Origin of the sequence: Kitasatospora sp. NBC_01300, from assembly GCF_041435235.1 — a bacterium.
Lineage (GTDB): Bacteria > Actinomycetota > Actinomycetes > Streptomycetales > Streptomycetaceae > Kitasatospora.
This window is the reverse complement of the sequence record NZ_CP108408.1, coordinates 6,046,421-6,066,286: the sequence shown is the minus strand read 5'-3', so window position 1 is coordinate 6,066,286 and position 19,866 is coordinate 6,046,421. Positions and strand designations below refer to the sequence as shown.

General features: G+C 75.1%; 18 protein-coding genes. 8 read left to right on the top strand and 10 right to left on the bottom strand.

Translation table 11 applies throughout. From position 1 onward, the window contains the following. Position 1: 1 nt before the first annotated feature. From OG556_RS26590 to OG556_RS26575, 4 genes are all read right to left on the bottom strand, one after another. A complete protein-coding gene (locus OG556_RS26590) occupies positions 2–1,693 on the bottom strand; it encodes a (2,3-dihydroxybenzoyl)adenylate synthase (RefSeq protein WP_371520183.1) in 1,692 nt (563 codons plus the stop codon). Between the two features lie 20 nt (positions 1,694–1,713). Continuing rightward, on the bottom strand, positions 1,714–2,961 hold the full coding sequence (gene dhbC, locus OG556_RS26585) for an isochorismate synthase DhbC (protein WP_371522905.1): 1,248 nt from the start codon (positions 2,959–2,961) through the stop codon (positions 1,714–1,716). Between the two features lie 191 nt (positions 2,962–3,152). After that, positions 3,153–3,938: a 2,3-dihydro-2,3-dihydroxybenzoate dehydrogenase gene (locus tag OG556_RS26580; RefSeq protein ID WP_371520180.1), complete on the bottom strand. Its 786-nt coding sequence runs from the start codon at positions 3,936–3,938 to the stop codon at positions 3,153–3,155. Positions 3,939–4,225: 287 nt separating this feature from the next. Beyond that, positions 4,226–5,413 (bottom strand): CapA family protein, encoded by a 1,188-nt coding sequence (locus OG556_RS26575; RefSeq protein ID WP_371520177.1) that lies wholly within the window; start codon positions 5,411–5,413, stop codon positions 4,226–4,228. A 341-nt stretch (positions 5,414–5,754) separates the two neighbouring features. Here OG556_RS26575 and OG556_RS26570 point away from each other — a divergent pair, with 341 nt between their 5' ends. From OG556_RS26570 to OG556_RS26560, 3 genes are all read left to right on the top strand, one after another. Next, the gene (locus tag OG556_RS26570) at positions 5,755–6,987 is read left to right on the top strand and encodes a M48 family metalloprotease (protein WP_371520175.1); all 1,233 of its coding nucleotides are present in this window, start codon (positions 5,755–5,757) and stop codon (positions 6,985–6,987) included. A gap of 31 nt (positions 6,988–7,018) precedes the next feature. Then, a complete protein-coding gene (locus OG556_RS26565) occupies positions 7,019–7,441 on the top strand; it encodes a MarR family winged helix-turn-helix transcriptional regulator (RefSeq protein WP_371520172.1) in 423 nt (140 codons plus the stop codon). Positions 7,442–7,536: 95 nt separating this feature from the next. Then, positions 7,537–8,721 carry a PP2C family protein-serine/threonine phosphatase gene (locus OG556_RS26560; protein WP_371520169.1) on the top strand — a complete coding sequence of 395 codons (1,185 nt, stop codon included), beginning with the start codon at positions 7,537–7,539 and terminating at the stop codon, positions 8,719–8,721. Positions 8,722–8,773: 52 nt separating this feature from the next. On the opposite strand, the gene OG556_RS26555 is transcribed toward OG556_RS26560, so the two are convergent. Further along, positions 8,774–9,562 carry an SDR family NAD(P)-dependent oxidoreductase gene (locus OG556_RS26555; protein ID WP_371520166.1) on the bottom strand — a complete coding sequence of 263 codons (789 nt, stop codon included), beginning with the start codon at positions 9,560–9,562 and terminating at the stop codon, positions 8,774–8,776. Between the two features lie 107 nt (positions 9,563–9,669). After that, positions 9,670–10,599 (bottom strand): NADP-dependent oxidoreductase, encoded by a 930-nt coding sequence (locus OG556_RS26550; protein ID WP_371520163.1) that lies wholly within the window; start codon positions 10,597–10,599, stop codon positions 9,670–9,672. A gap of 147 nt (positions 10,600–10,746) precedes the next feature. Between OG556_RS26550 and OG556_RS26545 the strand changes: the two genes are divergently transcribed. The 5 genes from OG556_RS26545 (at position 10,747) to OG556_RS26525 (ending at position 16,272) form a co-directional block, all read left to right on the top strand. Beyond that, positions 10,747–12,177 carry a LuxR C-terminal-related transcriptional regulator gene (locus tag OG556_RS26545; protein WP_371520161.1) on the top strand — a complete coding sequence of 477 codons (1,431 nt, stop codon included), beginning with the start codon at positions 10,747–10,749 and terminating at the stop codon, positions 12,175–12,177. A 13-nt stretch (positions 12,178–12,190) separates the two neighbouring features. Then, positions 12,191–12,673 carry a protein-tyrosine phosphatase family protein gene (locus OG556_RS26540; protein ID WP_371520159.1) on the top strand — a complete coding sequence of 161 codons (483 nt, stop codon included), beginning with the start codon at positions 12,191–12,193 and terminating at the stop codon, positions 12,671–12,673. Positions 12,674–12,928: 255 nt separating this feature from the next. Beyond that, positions 12,929–13,681 carry a (5-formylfuran-3-yl)methyl phosphate synthase gene (locus tag OG556_RS26535; protein WP_371522903.1) on the top strand — a complete coding sequence of 251 codons (753 nt, stop codon included), beginning with the start codon at positions 12,929–12,931 and terminating at the stop codon, positions 13,679–13,681. An 8-nt stretch (positions 13,682–13,689) separates the two neighbouring features. Beyond that, entirely contained in the window at positions 13,690–15,093 is a 1,404-nt protein-coding gene (locus OG556_RS26530; protein ID WP_371520156.1) for an aldehyde dehydrogenase family protein, read from the top strand. A gap of 21 nt (positions 15,094–15,114) precedes the next feature. Continuing rightward, positions 15,115–16,272, top strand: coding sequence for an NAD(P)-dependent alcohol dehydrogenase (locus OG556_RS26525; protein ID WP_371520153.1), 1,158 nt, complete (start codon positions 15,115–15,117; stop codon positions 16,270–16,272). A gap of 45 nt (positions 16,273–16,317) precedes the next feature. Here the strand turns inward: OG556_RS26525 and OG556_RS26520 are convergent, their stop codons facing one another. The 4 genes from OG556_RS26520 to ureG all read right to left on the bottom strand — a co-directional run bounded on the left by OG556_RS26520 (position 16,318) and on the right by ureG (position 19,820). Next, positions 16,318–17,223, bottom strand: coding sequence for a class I SAM-dependent methyltransferase (locus OG556_RS26520; protein WP_371520151.1), 906 nt, complete (start codon positions 17,221–17,223; stop codon positions 16,318–16,320). Positions 17,224–17,385: 162 nt separating this feature from the next. Then, a complete protein-coding gene (locus OG556_RS26515; protein ID WP_371520149.1) occupies positions 17,386–17,922 on the bottom strand; it encodes a hypothetical protein in 537 nt (178 codons plus the stop codon). 306 nt (positions 17,923–18,228) lie between these two features. Further along, positions 18,229–19,203: an urease accessory protein UreD gene (locus OG556_RS26510; protein ID WP_363616436.1), complete on the bottom strand. Its 975-nt coding sequence runs from the start codon at positions 19,201–19,203 to the stop codon at positions 18,229–18,231. Further along, on the bottom strand, positions 19,200–19,820 hold the full coding sequence (gene ureG / locus OG556_RS26505) for an urease accessory protein UreG (protein ID WP_371520146.1): 621 nt from the start codon (positions 19,818–19,820) through the stop codon (positions 19,200–19,202). The genes OG556_RS26510 and ureG overlap by 4 nt, the downstream gene beginning before the upstream one ends. Positions 19,821–19,866 lie beyond the last annotated feature (46 nt).

Here is a 19,866-nt window from a genome sequence, read left to right as displayed (position 1 = left end):
TTCAGTGAGTAGGGAGTGCGGCCGCGATGGCGGCGCGCAGGTCCTTCTTGCTGACCTTGCCGATCCCGGTGGCGGGGAAGGCGTCGACGAACTCGACCCGGTCCGGCACCTTGTACTCGGCCAGCCCGCGCTGCCGTACGAAGCGCTTCAACTCGATGCTCTTCGGCGGCTGTTCGCGGTGCTCGGTACGCAGGACGACGTAGGCGCAGGTGCGTTCGCCGAGGTAGGGGTCGGGCATCGACACCACCGCCGCGTCGTGCACGGCGGGGTGGGCGAGCAGGTGGTTCTCGATCTCCTCGGCGGCGACCTTCTCGCCGCCCCGGTTGATCTGGTCCTTGGCCCGGCCCTCGACCACCAGGTGGCCGGTGGGGGTGCGGCGGACGAGGTCGCCGGTGCGGTAGAAGCCGTCGGCCGTGAAGGAGTCGGCGTTGTGCTCGGGCGCGTTCCAGTAGCCGCGGATGGTGTACGGGCCGCGGGTGAGCAGGTGGCCGGTGACGCCGTCGGGCAGGTCGCGGTCCTGGTCGTCGACCACCCGGACCTCGTCGTCCGGGGAGATCGGCCGGCCCTGGGTGGTGGTGATCAGCTCCTCCGGGTCGTTCAGGCGGGTGTAGTTGACCAACCCCTCCGCCATCCCGAACACCTGCTGGAGCGTGCAGCCGAGCACCGGGCCCACCCTCCGGGCGGCCTCGGCGCTGAACTTGGCACCGCCGACCAGCAGCACCTCCAGGCTGTCCAGGTCACCCGCCCCGGGGCCGCCCGCGTCGCGCTCGGCGGCGTCCAGCCAGAGCAGGGCCAGCGGCGGCACCAGCCCGGTGATCGTCACGCCCTCGCGCTCGATCAGCGGGAAGGCCGTCTCCGGGTTGGGCCGCGGGCACAGCACCACCCGGCCGCCCGCGTACAGCGTGCCGAGCGAACCGGGCGAGCTGAGCGGGAAGTTGTGGGCGGCGGGCAGCGCGCACAGGTAGACGCTGTCCTCGTCGAGCGCGCACAGCTCGACCGAGCCGCGCAGCGAGTAGATGTAGTCGTCGTGGGTGCGCGGGATCAGCTTGGGCACGCCGGTGCTGCCGCCGGAGAGCTGGAGGAAGGCGACGCTCCCGGGCTCCGGCTCCTCGGCCGGCCCGGGCCCGTCGCAGGGCACGTCGGCCAGCCGGAGGTGCTCGCCCGGGTCGTCCCCGGCCACCAGGACCAGCCGCAGCGCCGGGCTCTCCGCCTTGACCTTGGAGGCCAGTTCGCGGTAGTCGAAGCCGTTGTCGACGGCCGCGACGACGTAGCCGGCCGCCCCGGTGAAGGAGCAGAAGTAGCCGATCTCGGTGGAGCGGTGGGCGGGCAGCGCGAAGACCGGCAGCGCGCCGATCCGGAACAGCGCGAAGACCACCTCGAAGAACTCGGCCACGTTGGGCAGTTGGACCACCACGCGGTCGCCGTGCCCGATCCCCCGGGCGAGCAGCCCGGCGGCCATCCGGTCGGCGCGGCGGTCGAGTTCGGCGTACGTCCAGCGCCGCCCCTCCCCCGCCGGGTCGACGATGGCGATCCGCTCGCCGTGCGCGGCGGCGCGCTCGCGCAGCATCCGCCCGAAGGTCTCGCCGCGCCAGTACCCGGCGGCCCGGTAGCGCTCGGCGAACTCGGCGGGGTACGGGGTGAACGCGGCGTCCTGGACGGAGGCCTGGTCCACGACGACACCCTGGTCCTGCATCGGAAAGCTCGTCGGCGCCGTCACTGCGACACCCCCGCGGCGTCCAGGAAGGTGCGGAACTTGGCACTGGTCTCGGCGAGTTCGTCCTCGGGCCGGGACCGGTCGACGACGCCCGCACCCGCGTACACCCGCAGGGTCCGCTCGTCCGCCTCCGCGCAGCGGATGGTGACGACCCACTCGCCGTCGCCGTCCGCGTCGCCCCAGCCGACCATGCCGGTGTACAGGCCCCGGTCGAAGGGCTCGACCTCGCCGATCACCCGCCGGGCGACGGCCGTCGGCGTGCCGCAGACCGCCGGGGTCGGGTGCAGGGCAGTGGCCAACTCCAGGGCGGAGACCGCCGGATCGGCCAGTTCGCCGGTGATGGTGGTGGCCAGGTGCCACATCGCGGCGGTGCGCACCAGGGTCGGCCGCGCCGGCACCTCCAGGGTGCGGCAGTACGGCTCCAGCGCGACGCGGATCGCGTCCACCACGACGGCGTGCTCGTGCAGGTCCTTGGGCGATTCCAGCAGCGCGGCGGCGCGCCGGACGTCCTCGCCGAGGTCGGCGCTGCGCGGCACCGAACCGGCCAGCGGGTTGGCCAGGACGGCCGTTCCGCTCCGGGAGAGCAGGAGTTCGGGGCTGGCGCCGATCAGCGTCCGCCCGCCGCCGGCGGGGACGGCGAAGGTGTAGCCGCCCGGGTCGCGGCGGCCGAGCCGCTGGAGGATCGCGGGCAGGTCCAGCGGGCGGTCGGCGGTCAGCTCCAGCGTGCGGGCCAGCACGACCTTGCTCAACTCGCCGCCGCGCAGCCGCTCGACGGCCGCCGCGACGCCCGCGCCGTACGCGGCCGGCTCGGGGATCGGACGCACCTGCCAGTCGACCGGCTCGGCCGGCGGCGCGGGCAGCGCGATCAGCGGGTCGTCGCGCAGCGCCCCTGCTCTGCGGACTCTCTCGGGGACGGCGAGTTCGACCCGGCTGTCGTGGTCGAACGCCACCGCGCCGACCACCAGCGGCCGTTCGACCCCGGCGCGACGGGCCTCGGCCAGCGTCGCGGCGACCCGGACGGGCAGCGGGCGCTCGTCCTGCGGGACGCGGGCGTGCACCCCGGCGGTGAGCAGGGTGCGGGTCGGCGAGGCGAAGAACGCCTCGTCGGCCGCGGCCCGGTACTGGCCGAGCAGGCCGCTGGCCGCGCCGATGACGGCGTGGTCGGGGGCCGGGGCGGAAGCGTCGGCCGGGGCGGCGGGGGCGGGAGCGGCGTGCTCGACGACACCCCCGGCGGGGGCGTGGTGCACCGTGGTCACCGTGAAGTCTCCAGTCTGGGACGGTCTGGACGGTCTGGGCGTCGGGGCGGAAGGGCAGGGTGGAAGGACAGGGCGGAAGGACGGGGAGGGCGGTCAGGGCATGGCCGACGCCCGGGGGTTGCCCGGGGCGCGGAGGGGAGCGGAGGGAAGCGGCGAGAAAGGCGTGGGGACGGCGAGGGCGCTCAGGCGCGCAGGGTCGCGCCGCCGTCGACGTAGAGGTCGTGCATGGTGATGTGCCGGGCCCGGTCGGAGGCCAGGAAGACCACCGCCTCGGCGATGTCGGCGGGTGCGGCGATCCGCCCGAGCGGGATGCCGACCCGCCAGGCGCCCAAGTCGCCGTCGATGACCCGCTGTTCGGCGGCCTCGGCGTCCTCGCCCCAGAGCGCGCGCTGCATCCCGGTGTCGGTCGAGCCGGGCGAGACGATGTTGCACCGGACGCCGGAGCGGGCGAGTTCCAGCCCGAGGCAGCGGGTGAACATGGTGGCCGCCGCCTTGGACGCCGCGTACGCGGCCATGCCGGCGCGCGGCACCCCGGCGGCGTTGGAGCCGACGGTGACCACGGCGCCGCGTCCGCGGTCGGCCATCCGGCGGCCGACCGCGCGGCCGGTGTGGAAGACGCCGGTGGCATTGACCGCGAAGGTCTCCGCCCAGTCCTGGTCGGTGAGTTCGACGACGGGTGCGGTGCGCAGGATCCCGGCGACGTTCACCAGCGCGGCGATCGGCCCGAGTTGGCGCTCGATCAGGTCGACCGTGTCGTCCACCGCCCGGCCGTCGGCGACGTCCAGGACGTACGGGTGCACGGCGGGCGACTCCGCCGCGAGGGCGGCGAGCGGGCCGGGGTTGCGGTCCACCGCGGCGACGACGGCCCCCTCCGCGACGAGCGCCCGGGCCACGGCCGCACCGATGCCCTGCCCGGCCCCGGTGACCATCGCGACGGCACCGGCGAATTCGGACTTCTGCACGGACATCCCCTCCGACCAGCAATATTAGGTAAGCCTAACCTAACACATATGTTCGGCTGCGCCGATGCCCTGTGCCACCGTCAACTCGCCGCCACCCCCTCGACTCCGATCCGATCGCCGCCGTTTCCGGGCGCAGCAGGACGAGACGTTCCGTCTCGCCGAGACGGCAGACCGAACCTCCTGGAGCCGCGGTGCCGCGGCGGCTGGAGAGCGGCGAACTGCCGGACGGCGCCCGGGAGCCGAGGGCGGCTCCCGGGCGCTCACGAGAGGGCCACAGGCCCCCCGGAGGCGACTCAGCCCGTCGCGCCCGTAGCACCCGTCGCCGGAGCCGACGGCGCCGCCGGGGCCGGGGCGAGGCCGGTGCAGCCCCGGAGGCCGTCGCGGCGCTTGCGGGCCGCCTCAGCGGTGGCGCCGGTGACCGGGACGGGAACGCCCTTGTCGTCGATGGTCGCCGGGGCGAAGGCCTCGCCGGTGACCTTGCCGTCGCGGGTGAGGGTGAGGGTGGTGACGCCGGTCTCGTTGGAGAAGGCGTAGTTGGAGGTGCCGTACCAGAGGAAGTTGCCGAAGCCGTAGCCGATGTAGGTGTTGCCGAGCATGCCCGAGCCGACCATGGTGTGGGCGTGGGTGCCGACCACGGCGGTGGCGCCGGCGGTGGCGAGCTTCTTGGCGATGGCGGTCTGCGGACCGGTGGGGCAGGCCTTGCCCTCGTCGCCCCAGTGCAGGTAGACGAGGACGACGGGCGCCTGCTGCTTGGCCGCCTCGACCGCCTTGACCAGCGCGGGGACGTCCAGCGCGGAGGCGATGCCCGGCTTGTTGGCGCCGGCCCGCCACTTCTGGTTGGTCAGGTCCTCGACCTGGCTGGCGGCGACGACGGCGACCTTCACACCCCGCACGGTGGTGACGTACGGGGCGTACGCCTCCTTGGCGTTGCGGCCGACGCCGACGACCGGGATCGGCGAGGAGTCCTTGGCGGCGAGGGTGTCGGTGAGGCCGTCGGCGCCGAAGTCGACGGCGTGGTTGTTGGCCATGGAGACGACGTCGACGCCGGAGTCCTTGAGCGCCGAGAGCGCCTTGGGCGAGGTGCGGAAGGTGTAGGTCTTCGGCTCGGGTGCGCCGCGCCCGGTGATCGCCGTCTCCAGGTTGAGGACGGACAGGTCCGCGTCGGCGAGCGTCCGGGAGAGCGGGCCGAGGGCCTGCTCGGGCGGCTGGACGGCGAGCCGGGCCTCGGTGCGGCCCTCGAAGTGGACGTCCCCGGCGAACGCGACGGTGATGCTGCCGTCGGGCCGGGGCGCGGCGTTCTTCCCGGCGGCGGTTCCGGACGGCGTCGCACCCGGGCTGGTGGAGGTGCCCGCCGCCCCGCCCGAGGAGGCCGCGGCCGAGCCGGGCGCGGCGGCCGGCGCCGGGGCGGGGTCGTCGGGCCCGCAGGCGGCGACGGCGGTCAGGCCGACGAACAGCGCGACGGCGGCCGCGGCACGGCGCATGAGTGGTTCCCCCCGGGTCGATCCAGAAGCGGTCAGCCTACGGCACGGCTTCCGCACCCATCCGCCTCGGTTCCGCAACATTCCGAGCACAAAACCGGCGGGCCGGACACCCACCCCCGAACACCCCCTCCCGAACACCAGCAGCCACCGGACCCCCACCACCGGACACCAGGCACCGGACCCCCACCGCCGGACACCAGGCACCGAACACCCACGGCCGGACCCCCACGGCCGGACACCAAAGGCTGGAGCACCGGGCGCCGAGGACTGAGCGCCGCCCCCGCGCGGTAGGAGATGCTGAACCGCCCCCGTCCGCCAGATCCCGGAGCCGCACCCACCCCATGGACGACACCGACACCACCGCCTCCGACGGCCCCGCCCCCGCCGGCCGCCCGCCGACCGACTTCACCCCCGCCGAGCGCGCCCGCGGCCGCGCGCTGCGCCGCGCCCAGCTGCCCTGGGCACTGGGCGGTCGGCTGGCGGGCCTGGCGCTCACCCTGCTGCTCGGCCTGACCCCGGCCGGGGCCGGCCTGGTCTCGGCCGTCGGCGGCTGGTTCGGCGGCTCCCGGACGGCCGGGGTGCTGGCGGGCGCGGCGGCCCTGGTGGTGCTCGGCCAGGCGTTGCAGCTGCCGTTCGGCGCCCGGCTGCGGGTGGTCCGGGCCCGGTACGGGCTGGTGACGCAGGGCTGGGCCGGCTGGGCGGTGGACGCGCTGCGCGGCCTGGGCCTGGCCCTCGTACTGGTCCTTCCGCTCGCGCTCGGGCTGTTCGCGCTGACCGCCTGGTCGCCGCGGCACTGGTGGCTGCCGGCGGCGGGCGCGGCGGCGGTGCTGACGGCGGCGCTGTCCTTCCTGCACCCGCTGCTGATCGAGCCGGTGTTCAACCGCTTCGCTCCGATGCCGCCGGGCCCGCTGCGCAGCGCCCTGCTGGCGCTGGCCGAGCGGGACGGCGTACGGGTGCGGGACGTCCTGGTGGCGGACGCCTCGCGGCGGACCACCGCGCTCAACGCGTACGTGTCGGGGCTGGGCGCGACCCGCCGGATCGTCGCGTACGACACGCTGCTGTCGACGGCCACCCCGCGCGAGGTGGAACTGGTGGTGGCGCACGAGCTGGGCCACGTGAAGCACCGGGACGTGCCGTTCGGCACCCTGCTGGGCGCGGTGGGCGCGGCCGTGGCGGTGGCCGTGCTGGGGGTGCTGGGCTCCTGGCAGCCGCTGCTGTCGGCGGCGGGGGCGACGGATGCGGCCGATCCGCGGGCGCTGCCGCTGCTGGCGGCGTGCGCGGCGCTGCTGGGGGCGCTGTCGGGGCCGGCCCAGTGCGCGGTGAGCCGCCGGATCGAGGCCAGGGCGGACCGGCACGCGCTCGAACTGACGTCGGACGCCGAGCAGTTCGTCGCGATGCAACGCAGACTGGCCTTGGCGAACGTCTCCGATGTCGACCCGCCGAGGGCGCTTGAGCTACTGTTCGCCACTCACCCGAGTGCGACCCGCCGGATTGCCGCCGCCCGCGCCTGGCAGGCCACTCAGGGACAGGGAGGCCCGGAGCGGCGCGCGGACCCGGGGGAATCCGTTGTATAGTGCAACAAATATCGAGGAGGTAGGAACGCCCGTGCCCGGCCGCCAGTCGTCCATCGACGCCATCCAGCGCGAGCTGACCGCCTTCGCCCGGCGCGCCCGGCACAAGGCCTCCCAGCTACACCCCGACCTCTCCCTGGTCACCTACAGCATCCTCGACCTGATCACCGAGCGCGGCGGCTGCCGGGCCGCCGACGTGGCCGCCCACTTCATGCTCGACAAGTCGACCGTCAGCCGCCAGGTCACCGCCCTGGAGAAGCTCGGCCTGCTACGGCGCGAGGCCGACCCGGACGACCAGCGCGGCCAGATCCTGCGCGCCACCGAGGCCGGGCTCGCCCTGCTGCAGGACGCCAACGAGCAGCGCCGACTGGCCTTCACCGCCCGCTTCACCGACTGGTCCGACGAGGACGTCGCCCGCTTCGCCGCCTACCTGGCCCGCTACGGCGAAGAGGTCTGAGACCCCCCTGTACGGGATGCGCCCGGGGGCCTCCGGGATGCACCCGAGGAGCGCCCGGGGTGCGCCCCACCGCCCCGACGGTGTACAGAGGAAAGGTGCCACTCCGGCAGCGTCCCCGTGACCCGCAACCCCGCGACCGCCCGCGCGACCGCCGCCGCCCCCGGCGGCCCGACCGCCGCGCGCTGACGGCGCTGTCGCTCGCGCTGATCGTCGTGATCACCGTCGTCGACATCCTCTCCCCCGCGCAGATCCACCTCGGCCCGCTGCTGATCGTCGCCCCCGCGCTCACCGCCTCCTACGCCGGCGCCCGGGCCACCGCCGGCGTCGCCCTGCTGGCCCTCGCCGCGCTCACCGTCATCGGCATCACCCGGGACGGCCTCACCAGCGCCAACATCGAGACCCAGCTGGGCGCGCAGGTCGTCGTCTCCGCCCTGATCATCGGACTGCGGGCGCTGCGCGAACGGTACGAGCGCGAGCTGGCCCAGGTCCGCTCGGTGTCCGAGGCCGCCCAGCGGGTCCTGCTGCGCCCGCTGCCGGACCGGATCGGGCCGCTGCACCTGGCCTCCGTCTACCTCGCCGCCGAGGCCGAGGCACAGGTCGGCGGCGACCTGTACGCGGCCGCCCGCACCGCCACCGGCACCCGGCTGCTGGTCGGCGACGTCCGCGGCAAGGGCCTGTCCTCGCTCGGCGACGCGGCCCTGCTGCTCGGCGCCTTCCGCGCCGCCGCCCACCTGCACGCCGACCTGCCCGGGCTCGCCGCCTACCTGGACGGCAGCGTCTGCTGGGACCTCGCCCAGCTCGGCGAACAGGCCCGCCGGCGCCGCCTGAGCGGCGAGGTCCCGGACGAGGCGGCCCCGCCGGAGGACAGCGGCGAGTCCTTCATCACCGCCGTCCTGCTCGACATCCCCGACGACGGCACGGCCGTCCGGCTGATCGACTGCGGCCACCCGCCCCCGCTGCTGCTGCGCCCCGACGGCATCACCACGCTCGCCGCCCGCCGCCCGGCGCCGCCGCTGGGCCTGGGCGAGCTCGCCCCGGTCCGGTACGAGGTGGAGACCTTCCCGTTCCACCCGGGCGACCGGCTGCTGATCTACACCGACGGCGTGATCGAGGCCCGCGACGCCGACCGGCGCTTCTACCCGCTCACCGACCGCGTCACCGCCTGGCAGGACGAACGCCCGACCGCCCTGCTCCACCACCTGCGCCGTGACCTGCTCGCCCACGTCGGCGGCCGGCTGGACGACGACGCGGCGATGGTCATCGTCGAGCGGCTTCCCTAGCTTCCCTAGCCCCCCTCCCGACTCCCCGGTCGGGAACGCCGAGGGCCGACGGCTACTGCGCGAGGTAGCCGCCGTCGACGGGCAGCACCGCGCCGGTGATGAAGGAGGCGTCGTCGGAGGCGAGGAACAGGACGGCCGCCGCGACCTCCGCCGGGGCCCCGAGGCGGCCCATGGGGTGGCGCTTCTCGATCGCGGCGAGGTACTCCGTCCCGCCGGGTTCGTCGTACAGGCGGGCGACGCGGTCGGTGGCGATGGTGCCGGGGGCGACGGCGTTGATCCGGATGCCGCGGTCGGCCCATTCGACGGCGAGGTGCCGGGTGAGGCCGGAGGCGACGAACTTGGCGGGCCCGTAGACCGCCTGGCCGCGCTGACCGGCCTCGCCGGAGATGGAGGAGACGCAGACGATCGCCCCACCGGGCCGCTCCTGGGCGGCCATCGCCTGGATGCCGTACTTGCAGGTGAGGAACATGCCGCGGCCGTCGACGGCCATGACCTGGTCCCACTCCTCGGCGGTGGCCTCGGTGACCTCCATGAGCGGGATCACCCCGGCGTTGGCCACCAGGACGTCGAGGCGGCCGTGCCGTTCGACGGCGGCGTCGACCATCCGGCGGGCGTCCTCGTCGCTGGCCACGTCGCCGACCACCGTGCTGACGGCGTGCGGGAACCGGTCGGCCAGCCGGCGCAGGCCCTCCGCGTCGATGTCGGTGCCGACCACCGACGCGCCCTCGCGCACGAAGCGTTCGGCGACGGCCCGGCCGATGCCGTTGGCCGCGCCCGTCACCACGCAGGACCGCCCGGCCAGGCGGCCCGCCGACTTCCCTGCTGCGTTCTCAGTCACCATGCCACCGGACTCTACCGATTCCGCGTCAGGAAGCCCGGTGCATCGACCAGTTGATCAACGCACCGGGCCGACCGCCCGGTCGCCGACGACCCCCGGCGCCGGCGGCCTCAGACCGTGAGCACGATCTTGCCGCGCAGGTGCCCGTGCTCGCTGACCCGGTGCGCCTCGGCCGCCTCCGCCAGCGGCAGCACCTGGTGCAACGGCAGCCGCAGGGCGCCCGCCTCGTGCAGCGCCAGCACGGCGGCGTAGGCGCGCTGGTGGTAGGGCTCGACGCCCTCCGCCCCACCGCTGAAGCGGACGCCGTACTCGGCCGAGCCGGCGAAGTCGACGATCGTCACCACCCGGTCCGCGGAGCCGGTCAGCTCGATGGAGAGCGGCAGCACCCCGCCCTTGCCCGCCGCGTCCAGCGCCCGGTCCACCCCGCCCGGGGCGGCGGCCCGCACCCGGTCCGCCAGGCCGTCGCCGTAGGCCACCGGGATCGCGCCCAGCTCGCGCAGGTAGTCGTGGTTGGCCTCGCCGGCGGTGCCGACCACGGTGATCCCGCGTGCCCGGGCCAGTTGCAGCAGCAGGGTGCCGACCCCGCCGGCCGCGCCGTGCACCAGCAGCGTCTCGCCGGCCCGCACGCCCAGGACGCCGAGCACCCGCTCGGCGGTCTCGGCCGCCACCGGGATCGCCGCGGCCTCCTCCCAGCTCAGCGAGACGGGCTTGCGGGCCAGCAGGTCGGCGTCCACGAGCGCCTGCTCGGCGTACGCGCCGCCCATGACGGCGCCGAACACCTCGTCGCCGGGCACCCACACGGTCACGTCCGGGCCGACGGCCTCCACCACGCCGGCCAGCTCGTAGCCGCCGACGTGCGGGAAGGAGACCGGGAAGGCCGCCACCATCGAGCCGCTGCGCACCTTGTGGTCCAGCGGGTTGACGCCCACCGTGCGGACCGCGACCCGCACCTGGCCGGGGCCCGGGGCGGGCAGCTCGACGTCGGTCGGGCGCAGCACGTCCGTGCCGCCGTACTCGGAGAAGGCGATCGCCTTGGTCATGGAATGTCCTTGCGGGTTCGGTGAGTTGTTTCTTCCGACGGCTCCATCCTGGATCGTCCGGGGTGAGCGCCAGGCCCGCCTTTCGGACGGTTCCACCTGTCCGAACGGCCAGGCCGCCACCGCGGCCCCCGGGCTAGGCTGGCCGGCATGGGCGACGGCACCGGCGCTGACAAGGGCGTGCGCGACGAGACGGGCGAGGACGTGGACGTGGACGGCGGGGACCTGGACTCCGGGAACGGGGACGGCGCGGACGAGCGGTGGCGGCAGCACTGGGGCCGCCCCGAGGAGGCGCTGGCGCGGGCCGTCGAGGTGCTGCGCACCCCCCGGCCGCACCTGATGGACCGGCTCTCCGAGGTGGTCGCCACCCTCGTCCCGCACGTCGCGATCGCCCAGCTCAGCGGCATCTGCACCTACTCCCCCACGCTCGCCTTCGGCCCGCCCGAGCTGACCGCCGCCGTCAGCGGCCTGGAGCTCGCCAAGCTGGCCGAGACGACCACCCCGGCGACGGCCGACGGCCGGGCCTGGCAGGGCGAGGCGCAGCTGGCCGGGCGGGCGAGGTCCGTCGTGGTGGTCACGGCGTCGGCGTCGGACGCCACCACCGCGGTGCTGGTGCTGGTCCGGGACGGCGGCGCCGACCCGGTGGCGGCCGGGGCGCTCGCCGTCCTCCAGCAGCTGTGGGACTTGGTCACCACCCACTCGCACCACCGCGCCACCGACGCCGGCCCCACCCACGCGGTGGCCTCCCGGGCCTCCGCCAACGCCCGGGCCCGGGCGATCGCCGAGTTCACCGGCTCCCACGGCGCGGCGCTCACCGCGATCCTCGCGCCGCTGCGCTCCGCCGCACTGGACGACGCCACCGCCCGCCGCGCCGCCACCGAACTGGCCGTGACGGCGCTGCTCGACCTGCGCCGGGGCGCCGACCTGGACCGGGCGCTCAGCGAGGAGCCCGCCGACGCCGCGTTCGCCCGGCTCGACCAGCAGTTGCGCCCGCTGCTGCGGCACACCCGGGTGCGGCTGGACGTGGCACCGCCGGCGGAGGCCGACCGGTCCGTGCCGGCGGACACCGCGCACGCCGCCCGGGACGCCGTCCGGGCGGCCGTCCTCGTGATGCTGGAGCAGGACGCCGTGACCAGGCTGCACGTGAGCTGGCGGTTCACCGGTGACACGCTGCGGGCGGTGGTCCGGGACGACGGCCCCGGCCTGCTGGCCGCCGACGCGCTGGCCGTCCACCGCACCGCCGACCGGATCGCCGCCCTCGGCGGGCGCTGCGCCATCGAGGCCGTCCCCGGCTGGGGCACCACGGTGAGCGTCGACCTGCCGCTCGGCCTGCCCGAACAACCGCTCGCCACCGACCCGTTGGACGGCCTCCAGCCGCGCGAGCTGGAAGTGCTCGACCAGCTGGCCCAGGGCCGGCGCAACCGGGACATCGCCGCGGCGCTGCACATCAGCGAGTCGACGGTGAAGTTCCACGTCGCCAACATCCTGGCCAAGCTCGGTGTCTCCTCGCGCGGCGAGGCGGCGGCCCTGGCCCACCGGGCCGGGATGCCGGGCACCCCTGCCCTGCACGTGGCGTCCTGAGGAGAACCGCGAGATGACCGAGACCCCCGAGACCACCGTGACCCCCGGGCCGACCGGGCCGACCGGGCCGACCGGGCCCTGGGACCCGGCCGCCCCCGGCGTGCTGCGCCTGCCCTCCGGCCGGCTGCTGCGCGGGCGCGGCCTCAGCCGCCCGCTGCTTCCCGGCCCGCACCCCTCCTTCGGGCTCTACCTGCTGGGCCGCCCGCCCAAGCCGTTCCCGTGGGAGGGCCGTTGGGTGCACTGGCCCGACTTCCGGCTCCCCGCCGACCGGGCGGACGCGGCCGACGCCTTCCGCGAGGTCTGGCGGCGGTCGGCGACCGAACGCGTCGAACTCGCCTGCGCCGGCGGCCACGGCCGCACCGGCACCGCCCTCGCCTGCGTCGCGATCCTGGACGGCGTCCCGGCCGCCGAGGCCGTCGCGTACGTCCGGGAGCACTACGACCGGCACGCGGTGGAGACGCCCTGGCAGCGCCGCTTCGTGGAGCGGTGGGCCTGAGGCCCGAGTGGCCGTCCCGGGCGGCCGGGAGCAGGCATCCCGACCCCGGCGGCCCGACCGCACTCGCGCGCGACGGGTTCGAACTGGCGTGTCCGGCGCGTCGGGTGGTGATCGCGCCACGGCAGTGATCCGTTCGGGCTCCGCGCGCCCTACCGGGGGCCACGGGCCGAAGGAATGATGAGCGGACCGCACGTGATCCAGACGACTCCGCACACCTGCCCCCGGCCGGTGGACCTGCGGTGGAAGGAGCCCACGTTGTTGCTGCTCATCTCCCCGGACAGCGTCGAGGAGGCCCTCGACTGTGCGAAGGCGGCGGAGCACCTCGACATCGTCGACGTCAAGAAGCCGGACGAGGGCTCGCTCGGCGCGAACTTCCCGTGGGTGATCAGGGAGATCCGTGACGCCGTCCCGGCGGACAAGCCGTTGTCCGCCACCGTGGGGGACGTCCCGTACAAGCCCGGCACGGTGGCCCAGGCCGCGCTCGGTGCGGCCGTCTCCGGCGCCACGTACATCAAGGTCGGCCTGTACGGGTGCACGACGCCCGAACAGGCCGTCGATGTCATGCGAGGGGTCGTCCGGGCCGTGAAGGACTACCGGCCGGACGCGTTCGTCGTCGCCTCCGGCTACGCCGACGCCCACCGGATCGGCTGCGTCAACCCGCTCGCACTGCCCGACATCGCCCGTCGCTCCGGCTCCGACGCGGCCATGCTCGACACCGCGATCAAGGACGGGACCAGGCTGTTCGACCACGTTCCGCCCGAGGTCTGCGCGGAGTTCGTCCGGCTGGCCCACGAAGCCGACCTGCTCGCCGCGCTCGCGGGCAGCGTCAGGGCGGCGGACCTCGGCACGCTGACCCGCATCGGCACGGACATCGTGGGGGTGCGCGGGGCCGTCTGCGAGGGCGGCGACCGCACCGCCGGAAGGATCCGGCCGCAGCTGGTGGCCGACTTCCGGGCGGAGATGGACCGGCACGCCCGGGAACACGCTGCCGTCACCGCCGCGAGTTGACCGCCGGCATGCCGACGAGCCGGCCCGGCCGCCCGCCCGGGCCCGACGTCGGGCGCTTCGCCGTCGTCGACCCGGCGACGGGCGAGGCCTTCGCCGAATCCCCCGACCAGCAGCCGGACGTGCTGGACGCCGTCGTCGGCCGGGCCCACGAGGCCTGGCGCGGCTGGCGTGCCGACGACGCCGCCCGCGCCGCCGCGTTGCGCGCGGCAGCCGACGCCGTGGAGGCGGCCGGAGCCGACCTCGCCCCGCTGCTCACCCGGGAACAGGGCAAACCCCTGGCCGAGTCGGCCGCCGAGGTCGCCCGGACGGCGGCCCGCCTGCGCTACTTCGCCGACCTGGCCCCCGCGCCCCAGCCGATCGCGGACGGCCGTCCGGTGCGCAGCGAGATCCGCTGGCGGCCGCTGGGGCCGGTCGCCGCGATCGTCCCGTGGAACTTCCCGCTCCAGCTCGCGGCGGCGAAGTTCGCGCCCGCGCTCGCCGCGGGCAACACGATGGTGCTCAAGCCCTCCCCGTTCACCCCCCTCGCCACCCGGCTGCTGGGGTCCGTCCTCGCCGCCGCCCTCCCCGAGGGCGTCCTGACGATCGTCACCGGCCGCGAACCCCTCGGCGCCCGGCTCGCCTCCCACCCGGGGATCCGCCACGTGACCTTCACCGGTTCGGTCCCCACCGGGCGGGCCGTCGCGGCGGGCGCGGCCGCCTCGCTCGCCCGGGTCACCCTGGAGCTGGGCGGCAACGACGCCGCCGTCCTGCTGGACGACGTGGACGTGGACCGGATCGCGGACCGGCTGTTCTGGGCGGCGTTCCGCAACTGCGGGCAGGTCTGCATGGCGGTCAAGCGCGTCTACGCCCCGGCCCGGCTCCACTCCCGCGTGGTCGAGGCCCTCGCGGAGCGGGCCAGGAGCGTCGTCGTCGGCGCCGGCCTCGACCCGCTCACCCAGCTGGGGCCGGTCAACAACGCCCCCCAGCTGGCCAGGGTCGAGCGCTACACGGCCCGGGCCCTGGCAGGCGGCGCCCGGGCCGCGGCCGGTGGCCACCGGCTGGACCGGCCGGGCTACTTCTTCGCCCCGACGGTCCTGGCCGACGTCCCCTGCGACAGTCCGGTGGTGACGGAGGAGCAGTTCGGCCCGGTCCTGCCGGTGCTGCCGTACCGGAGCGTCGACGAGGCCGTCGAGGCGGCCAACGACACCGGGTTCGGGCTGGGCGGCTCGGTGTGGGGGACGGACCTCGACCGGGCCGAGGCGGTGGCCGACCGGCTGGAGTGCGGGACGGCGTGGATCAACCACCACGCCGAACTGTCCCTCGCCCAGCCCTTCGCGGGCATCAAGGACAGCGGTGTCGGCGTCGCGGGCGGGCCGTGGGGGCTCTACGGGAACCTCAGGCCGTTCGTCGTGCACCGGCCCGAGGAGGCCTGACGATCCGGAGGAGGCGTGACGATGAGGTTCGACGCGGCGGTGCTGCGCTCGTACGAGGGCGGGTTCGCCGTCGAGGAGGTGGTCCTGAACGGGGGGCCAGCCGACGGCGAGGTCCTGGTGCGGATCGCGGGCTGCGGGATGTGCCGCACCGACCTCGCGGTCCGGCGTTCGGCGGGCCGCTCGCCGCTGCCGGCGGTGCTCGGGCACGAGGGGGCCGGGGTCGTGGTGGAGACCGGCGGCCCGCACACCGGGCTGAGCGTCGGCGACCACGTCGTGCTGAGCTTCGACTCGTGCGGACACTGCCGCAACTGCCTGGGCGCGGCCCCCGCCTACTGCGACTCCTTCGCCGCGCTCAACCTCTTCGGCGGGCGCAAGGAGGACGCGGCGCGGTTCACCGACGCGGCCGGGGGCGAGCTGGCCCCCCGGTGGTTCGGCCAGTCCTCGTTCGCCGAGTACGCGATGGTCCCGGCGCGCAACGCCGTCCGGGTCGACCGCTCGCTGCCCGTCGAGCTGCTCGGGCCCCTCGGCTGCGGCTTCCTGACCGGGGCCGGGGCGGTGTTCAACTCCTTCGGCGCCGGCCCCGGCGACACCGTCGTGGTGCTCGGCGCGGGGGCGGTGGGCCTGGCCGCGGTGATGGCCGCCACGGCCGCCGGGGCGGTGACCGTGGCCGTCGACCGGTACCCCGAACGGCTGGACCTCGCCGAGCGGTTCGGCGCGATCCCGCTGCGCGCCGGACCGGCCGACCGGGCCTGCGGGGCCGACCTGGCCTCCAGCTCCGGCCTCGTCCCCCGGCCCGGCCTGGCCGAGCGGATCCAGCGGCTGACCGACGGCGGCGCCCGGTACGCGCTGGACACCACGGCCTCCGCCCCGCTGATCAACGAGGCGCTCCGGGCCCTGCGCCCGACCGGCCACCTCGGGCTGGTGGCCCGGCTCCGCACCGCGCTGTCGCTCGATCCGGGAACACTGGACCGGGGCCGGCGGATCTCCCACATCTGCGAGGGGGACGCGGTGCCGGCGCTGCTGATCCCCCGGCTGACCCGGCTGTGGCAGGCCGGGCGGTTCCCCTTCGACCAGCTGATCCGCCGGTACCCGCTCGCCGCCATCAACGAGGCCGAACGCGACTGCGACGCGGGCCGGGTGGTCAAACCCGTCCTGGTCCCGGAGCAGAGCGCCCGCTGAGCGAGGCGCTCCGCCCTCCTGTGCCCGGATCCGGCCGGACAGGACCTACACCCGGGGCTTGTGCGCGAACACCCAGCGGTTGCCCTCCAGCGCGTCGTTCGGCTCGGGCAGGGGGCCGCGACCGTGCTGGTGGGTGAAGTCGAAGGGGGTGTGGACCGAGGTGATCCAGCCCTTGCCGGCCAGGGCGCCCGCGGAGTCGGGCCGCGGCTCTCCGTCGAACAGATCGAGCAGGTCGATGCCGATCTGGTGCTTCGTCGAGGTGTAGAGCGGGCTCTCGCGGTACTCCAGCAGGTTCTTCTCCAGCTTGACCTCGTACGCCATGGCACTGCCGCCCGCGCTCAACCGGTCGACCGTGTCGATGAGTTGCGTCTCGACACCGTTGGGCAGGTAGAAGAGCAACCCCTCCGCCAGCCAGACGCTCGGTACGGCCGCGTCGAAGCCGGCCCCGGTCAGCGCTGCGGCCCAGTCGTCGCACAGGTCGGCGACGACCGGTACGCGTGCCGCCTTCGGGGAGGCCGACAGCCCACCGAGCACCCCGTCCTTGAAGGCCAGTACGCCCTCCCGGTCGACCTCGAAGACCGTGCAGCCGGGAGGCCAGTCGAGCCGGAACGCCCGCGTGTCCAACCCTGCTCCGAGCAGGACCACCTGGCGGGCGCCCGCGTGCACCGACCGGAGCAGGAAGTCGTCGAGGACCCTCGTGCGCAGACCGAAGTAGCGCGCGAACCGCCCCCACAGCGGGTTCGCGTCCCCGTCCGGCACCTGGTGCATCCGGACCGGCCAGCCCGCGGACGCCGGCGCGGCGAGCACGAAGTGCTCCGCGTAGACGTCCTGCGCCAGGGTGTCGTGCCGGTGGGTCTCGATCGCGCGCGCCGCGGCGACCAGGAGGGCCGTCAGACCGACACCGCCCCCCACCCCCTCCACACCGGTGCTCCGGTGCGCCGTACCGACCATATGTCCTCCCCTTGAAGCGAGTTGAGACCGCGAACAGCGAGGAAAGCGACTGCCTCCTCACTATCCAGCCGCTCCGCGCCCGCCCGGGAGAGGTCCCACCGGATCCACCCGACCGGGTGAATCCCGCCGTCGCGGCGCCCGGACGCCCCCCGGGTGTGCTGCTCACCGGCCGCGCCGGGCCTGTTCGCGCACGTGCTCGGGGTACCAGCGGGTGATCCGGAACGCCAGCACCAGCAGGATCACCGGGATGACCCAGGTCAGCCAGTCCTTCGCCGAGCCGACGTGCAGGGCCGCCAGCCCCAGGAGCGCGGTGACCAGGAAGACCGTGCCCCAGAGCGCGGTCAGCAACCGGTTGGTGCGCCGGAACCGCGGCGTGCCCCAGACCTCCGGCGGCGTGGACTCCCGGGCGTACTGCTCGGTGAACGGGGTGAACGCCAGCGACCCCAGGGCCACCGCCGCGAGCACGCCGCTGGACAGCACCTGCGCGTAGGTCTCCAGCCAGATCAGGCTGTGCCGGTCGAGCACCAGGCCCAGCACGCAGAGCACGGCGAAGAAGACGACGCCGACGATGGTGAGCACCTTGGGCGCGTGGTGGCGCACGTCCGGCAGGGCGACGACGAGCGCGGCGACCAGCGCCGTCAGGGCCGCCGGCTTCCAGGTGCTCGGCCCGGCGATGACGTCGAACACGATCCACGGCACGAACGAGAGGAAGACCGAGCCGGACCGCAGATTTCCCCGGCCCCGGTGCTCCGACCCCGGGCCGGGGGCGGGATCGGCTGCCGGGCCGGATGCCGGGCCGCCGGGCGCGGGGGCACCGGACGCGGGGTCGGGCGGGGAAGGTCCGAACGTGGGTCGGCGCATGAGAACCTCCGGTTCCATGCTGCGACCAGGCCGGTCCGACTGCATCCGGGGCCGCCCCCTCCCCCCCTCGCGCCCCCTCCCCGAGGCGCCGGGGCGCTTCGGGGAGGTACGGGGAGGTCCGGGAAGGCAACCGGAGGAGCGGGGTCAGGTCTTGCGCAGGGCCGGAGCCGGGGCGCCGATGAGGAGCCGGCGGACGGCGTCCCAGGCGGTGCGCTGGGCGGCGGCGCAGGCGCGGGTGTCGGAGCCGAGCAGGCGAAGCCAGGCGCCGCTGTCGTGCGGGAGGACGCTGACGCCGTGGAGCAGGCCGCTGCCGGCCAGGGCCTCGTGCAGGGTGTCCGCGACCTGCGCGGCGGGGGCGAGCGGCGTGACGACGTAGAGGCTGGCCATGACGTCGTGGCCGGCCAGGACCGCCGGGCCGGTGACGCCGGCCTCCGGGGGCTCCAGCCGGACGGTGTCGAGGGCGATCAACTGACCGTCCGGGCGCCGCACTTCGAGGTCGGAGGCGAACACCTGGTAGGCGTTGCGCTCGCCCCGGGCGAGGCGGCCGGCGAGGACGGTCTCGCCCGCCAGCACGGTGGCGGTGGGGTCGACGGTGAGGACGGTGCGCTGGTAGAGCCGGGAGTCGACGAAGGGGATGACGGGCTCGGGCAGGTACTCGACGTAGGCGCGGGGGCCGGCGTCCAGGTTGACCAGCTGCGTCGCGTAGTCGAACTCCATCCGGTAGACCTTGGTGGCCGCCTGGGTGGTGAGGTGGGTCGCGGTGTCGGCGCCGCAGCGCAGGTCGGTGCGCAGCCGGTCGGCCTGGAGGATGCCGCCGCCGGTGGACATCAGGAAGGTGACGGCGAGGTCCGGGCGGGCCGGGTCGAAGTAGAGCGGGCGCATGATCTGCAGCGGCGACTTCTGGTAGTGGCCGGTGAGTTCGGTGCGTTCGCCGATCCGTTCGAAGGCCAGCTCCAGCAGGCCGACCTTGCCGGGGCGCCCGACACCCAGGGTGTCGGGCGTCCCGGCGTACCGGCGGACGGCGTACGGGACGCGGGCCGGCTCGTAGTGCCGCGGATCGAGCCGGGGCACGGCGGCCTCCCCCGCGGCCGCTTCCCCCGCGGCCACCGTGACGGTCATGCCGGGACCTTGCGGAAGGTCTCCAGGAAGGTGGCGATCTCGTCCAGCCCGTGCCCGGTGAGGCAGTTGGTGAGCACGACCGGCCCGCCCTCGCGGACGCGGTGGGCGTCGGACTCCATGATGCCGAGGTCCGCGCGGACGTACTGGGCGATGTCGATCTTGTTGATGACCAGCAGGTCGGACTCGGTGATGCCCGGGCCGCGCTTGCGGGGCATCTTCTCGCCCTCGGCGGTGTCCAGGACGAAGAGGAAGAGGTCCACCAGGACGGGGCTGAAGGTCAGCGTGAGGTTGTCGCCGCCGGACTCGAACAGCAGGGTGTCGACGTCGGGGAAGCGCTCCAGCATCTCGGCGCCGGCCGCGAGGTTCATCGTCGGGTCGTCCCGGACGGCGGTGTGCGGGCAGGCGCCGGTCTCGACGCCGACGACCCGCTCGGGGTCGAGGATGCCGGCCAGGGTGCGACGCACGTGCTGCGCGTCCTCCTGGGTGTAGATGTCGTTGGTGATGACCGCCGGGCGGTGGCCGTTGGCGATCAGCACCGGGACGAGGGCCTCGATGAGCGCCGTCTTGCCGGAGCCGACCGGCCCGCCGATGCCCACGCGGAGCACGTTCTCGGTCATTGCTGTCTCCTTCTGATGCGGTGTGACGTTGGTTCTTGCGTCCGGG

Excerpts from the sequence above, each read along its gene's own strand:
- OG556_RS26525 (WP_371520153.1), top strand. The coding sequence starts at position 15,115 with ATGAGGTTCGACGCGGCGGTGCTGCGCTCGTACGAGGGCGGGTTCGCC.
- ureG (WP_371520146.1), bottom strand. The coding sequence starts at position 19,820 with ATGACCGAGAACGTGCTCCGCGTGGGCATCGGCGGGCCGGTCGGCTCC.
- OG556_RS26590 (WP_371520183.1), bottom strand. The coding sequence starts at position 1,693 with ATGCAGGACCAGGGTGTCGTCGTGGACCAGGCCTCCGTCCAGGACGCC.
- OG556_RS26520 (WP_371520151.1), bottom strand. The coding sequence starts at position 17,223 with ATGGTCGGTACGGCGCACCGGAGCACCGGTGTGGAGGGGGTGGGGGGC.
- OG556_RS26550 (WP_371520163.1), bottom strand. The coding sequence starts at position 10,599 with ATGACCAAGGCGATCGCCTTCTCCGAGTACGGCGGCACGGACGTGCTG.
- OG556_RS26540 (WP_371520159.1), top strand. The coding sequence starts at position 12,191 with ATGACCGAGACCCCCGAGACCACCGTGACCCCCGGGCCGACCGGGCCG.
- OG556_RS26530 (WP_371520156.1), top strand. The coding sequence starts at position 13,690 with ATGCCGACGAGCCGGCCCGGCCGCCCGCCCGGGCCCGACGTCGGGCGC.
- OG556_RS26545 (WP_371520161.1), top strand. The coding sequence starts at position 10,747 with ATGGGCGACGGCACCGGCGCTGACAAGGGCGTGCGCGACGAGACGGGC.
- OG556_RS26580 (WP_371520180.1), bottom strand. The coding sequence starts at position 3,938 with ATGTCCGTGCAGAAGTCCGAATTCGCCGGTGCCGTCGCGATGGTCACC.
- OG556_RS26510 (WP_363616436.1), bottom strand. The coding sequence starts at position 19,203 with ATGACCGTCACGGTGGCCGCGGGGGAAGCGGCCGCGGGGGAGGCCGCC.
- OG556_RS26555 (WP_371520166.1), bottom strand. The coding sequence starts at position 9,562 with ATGGTGACTGAGAACGCAGCAGGGAAGTCGGCGGGCCGCCTGGCCGGG.
- OG556_RS26575 (WP_371520177.1), bottom strand. The coding sequence starts at position 5,413 with ATGCGCCGTGCCGCGGCCGCCGTCGCGCTGTTCGTCGGCCTGACCGCC.
- OG556_RS26570 (WP_371520175.1), top strand. The coding sequence starts at position 5,755 with ATGGACGACACCGACACCACCGCCTCCGACGGCCCCGCCCCCGCCGGC.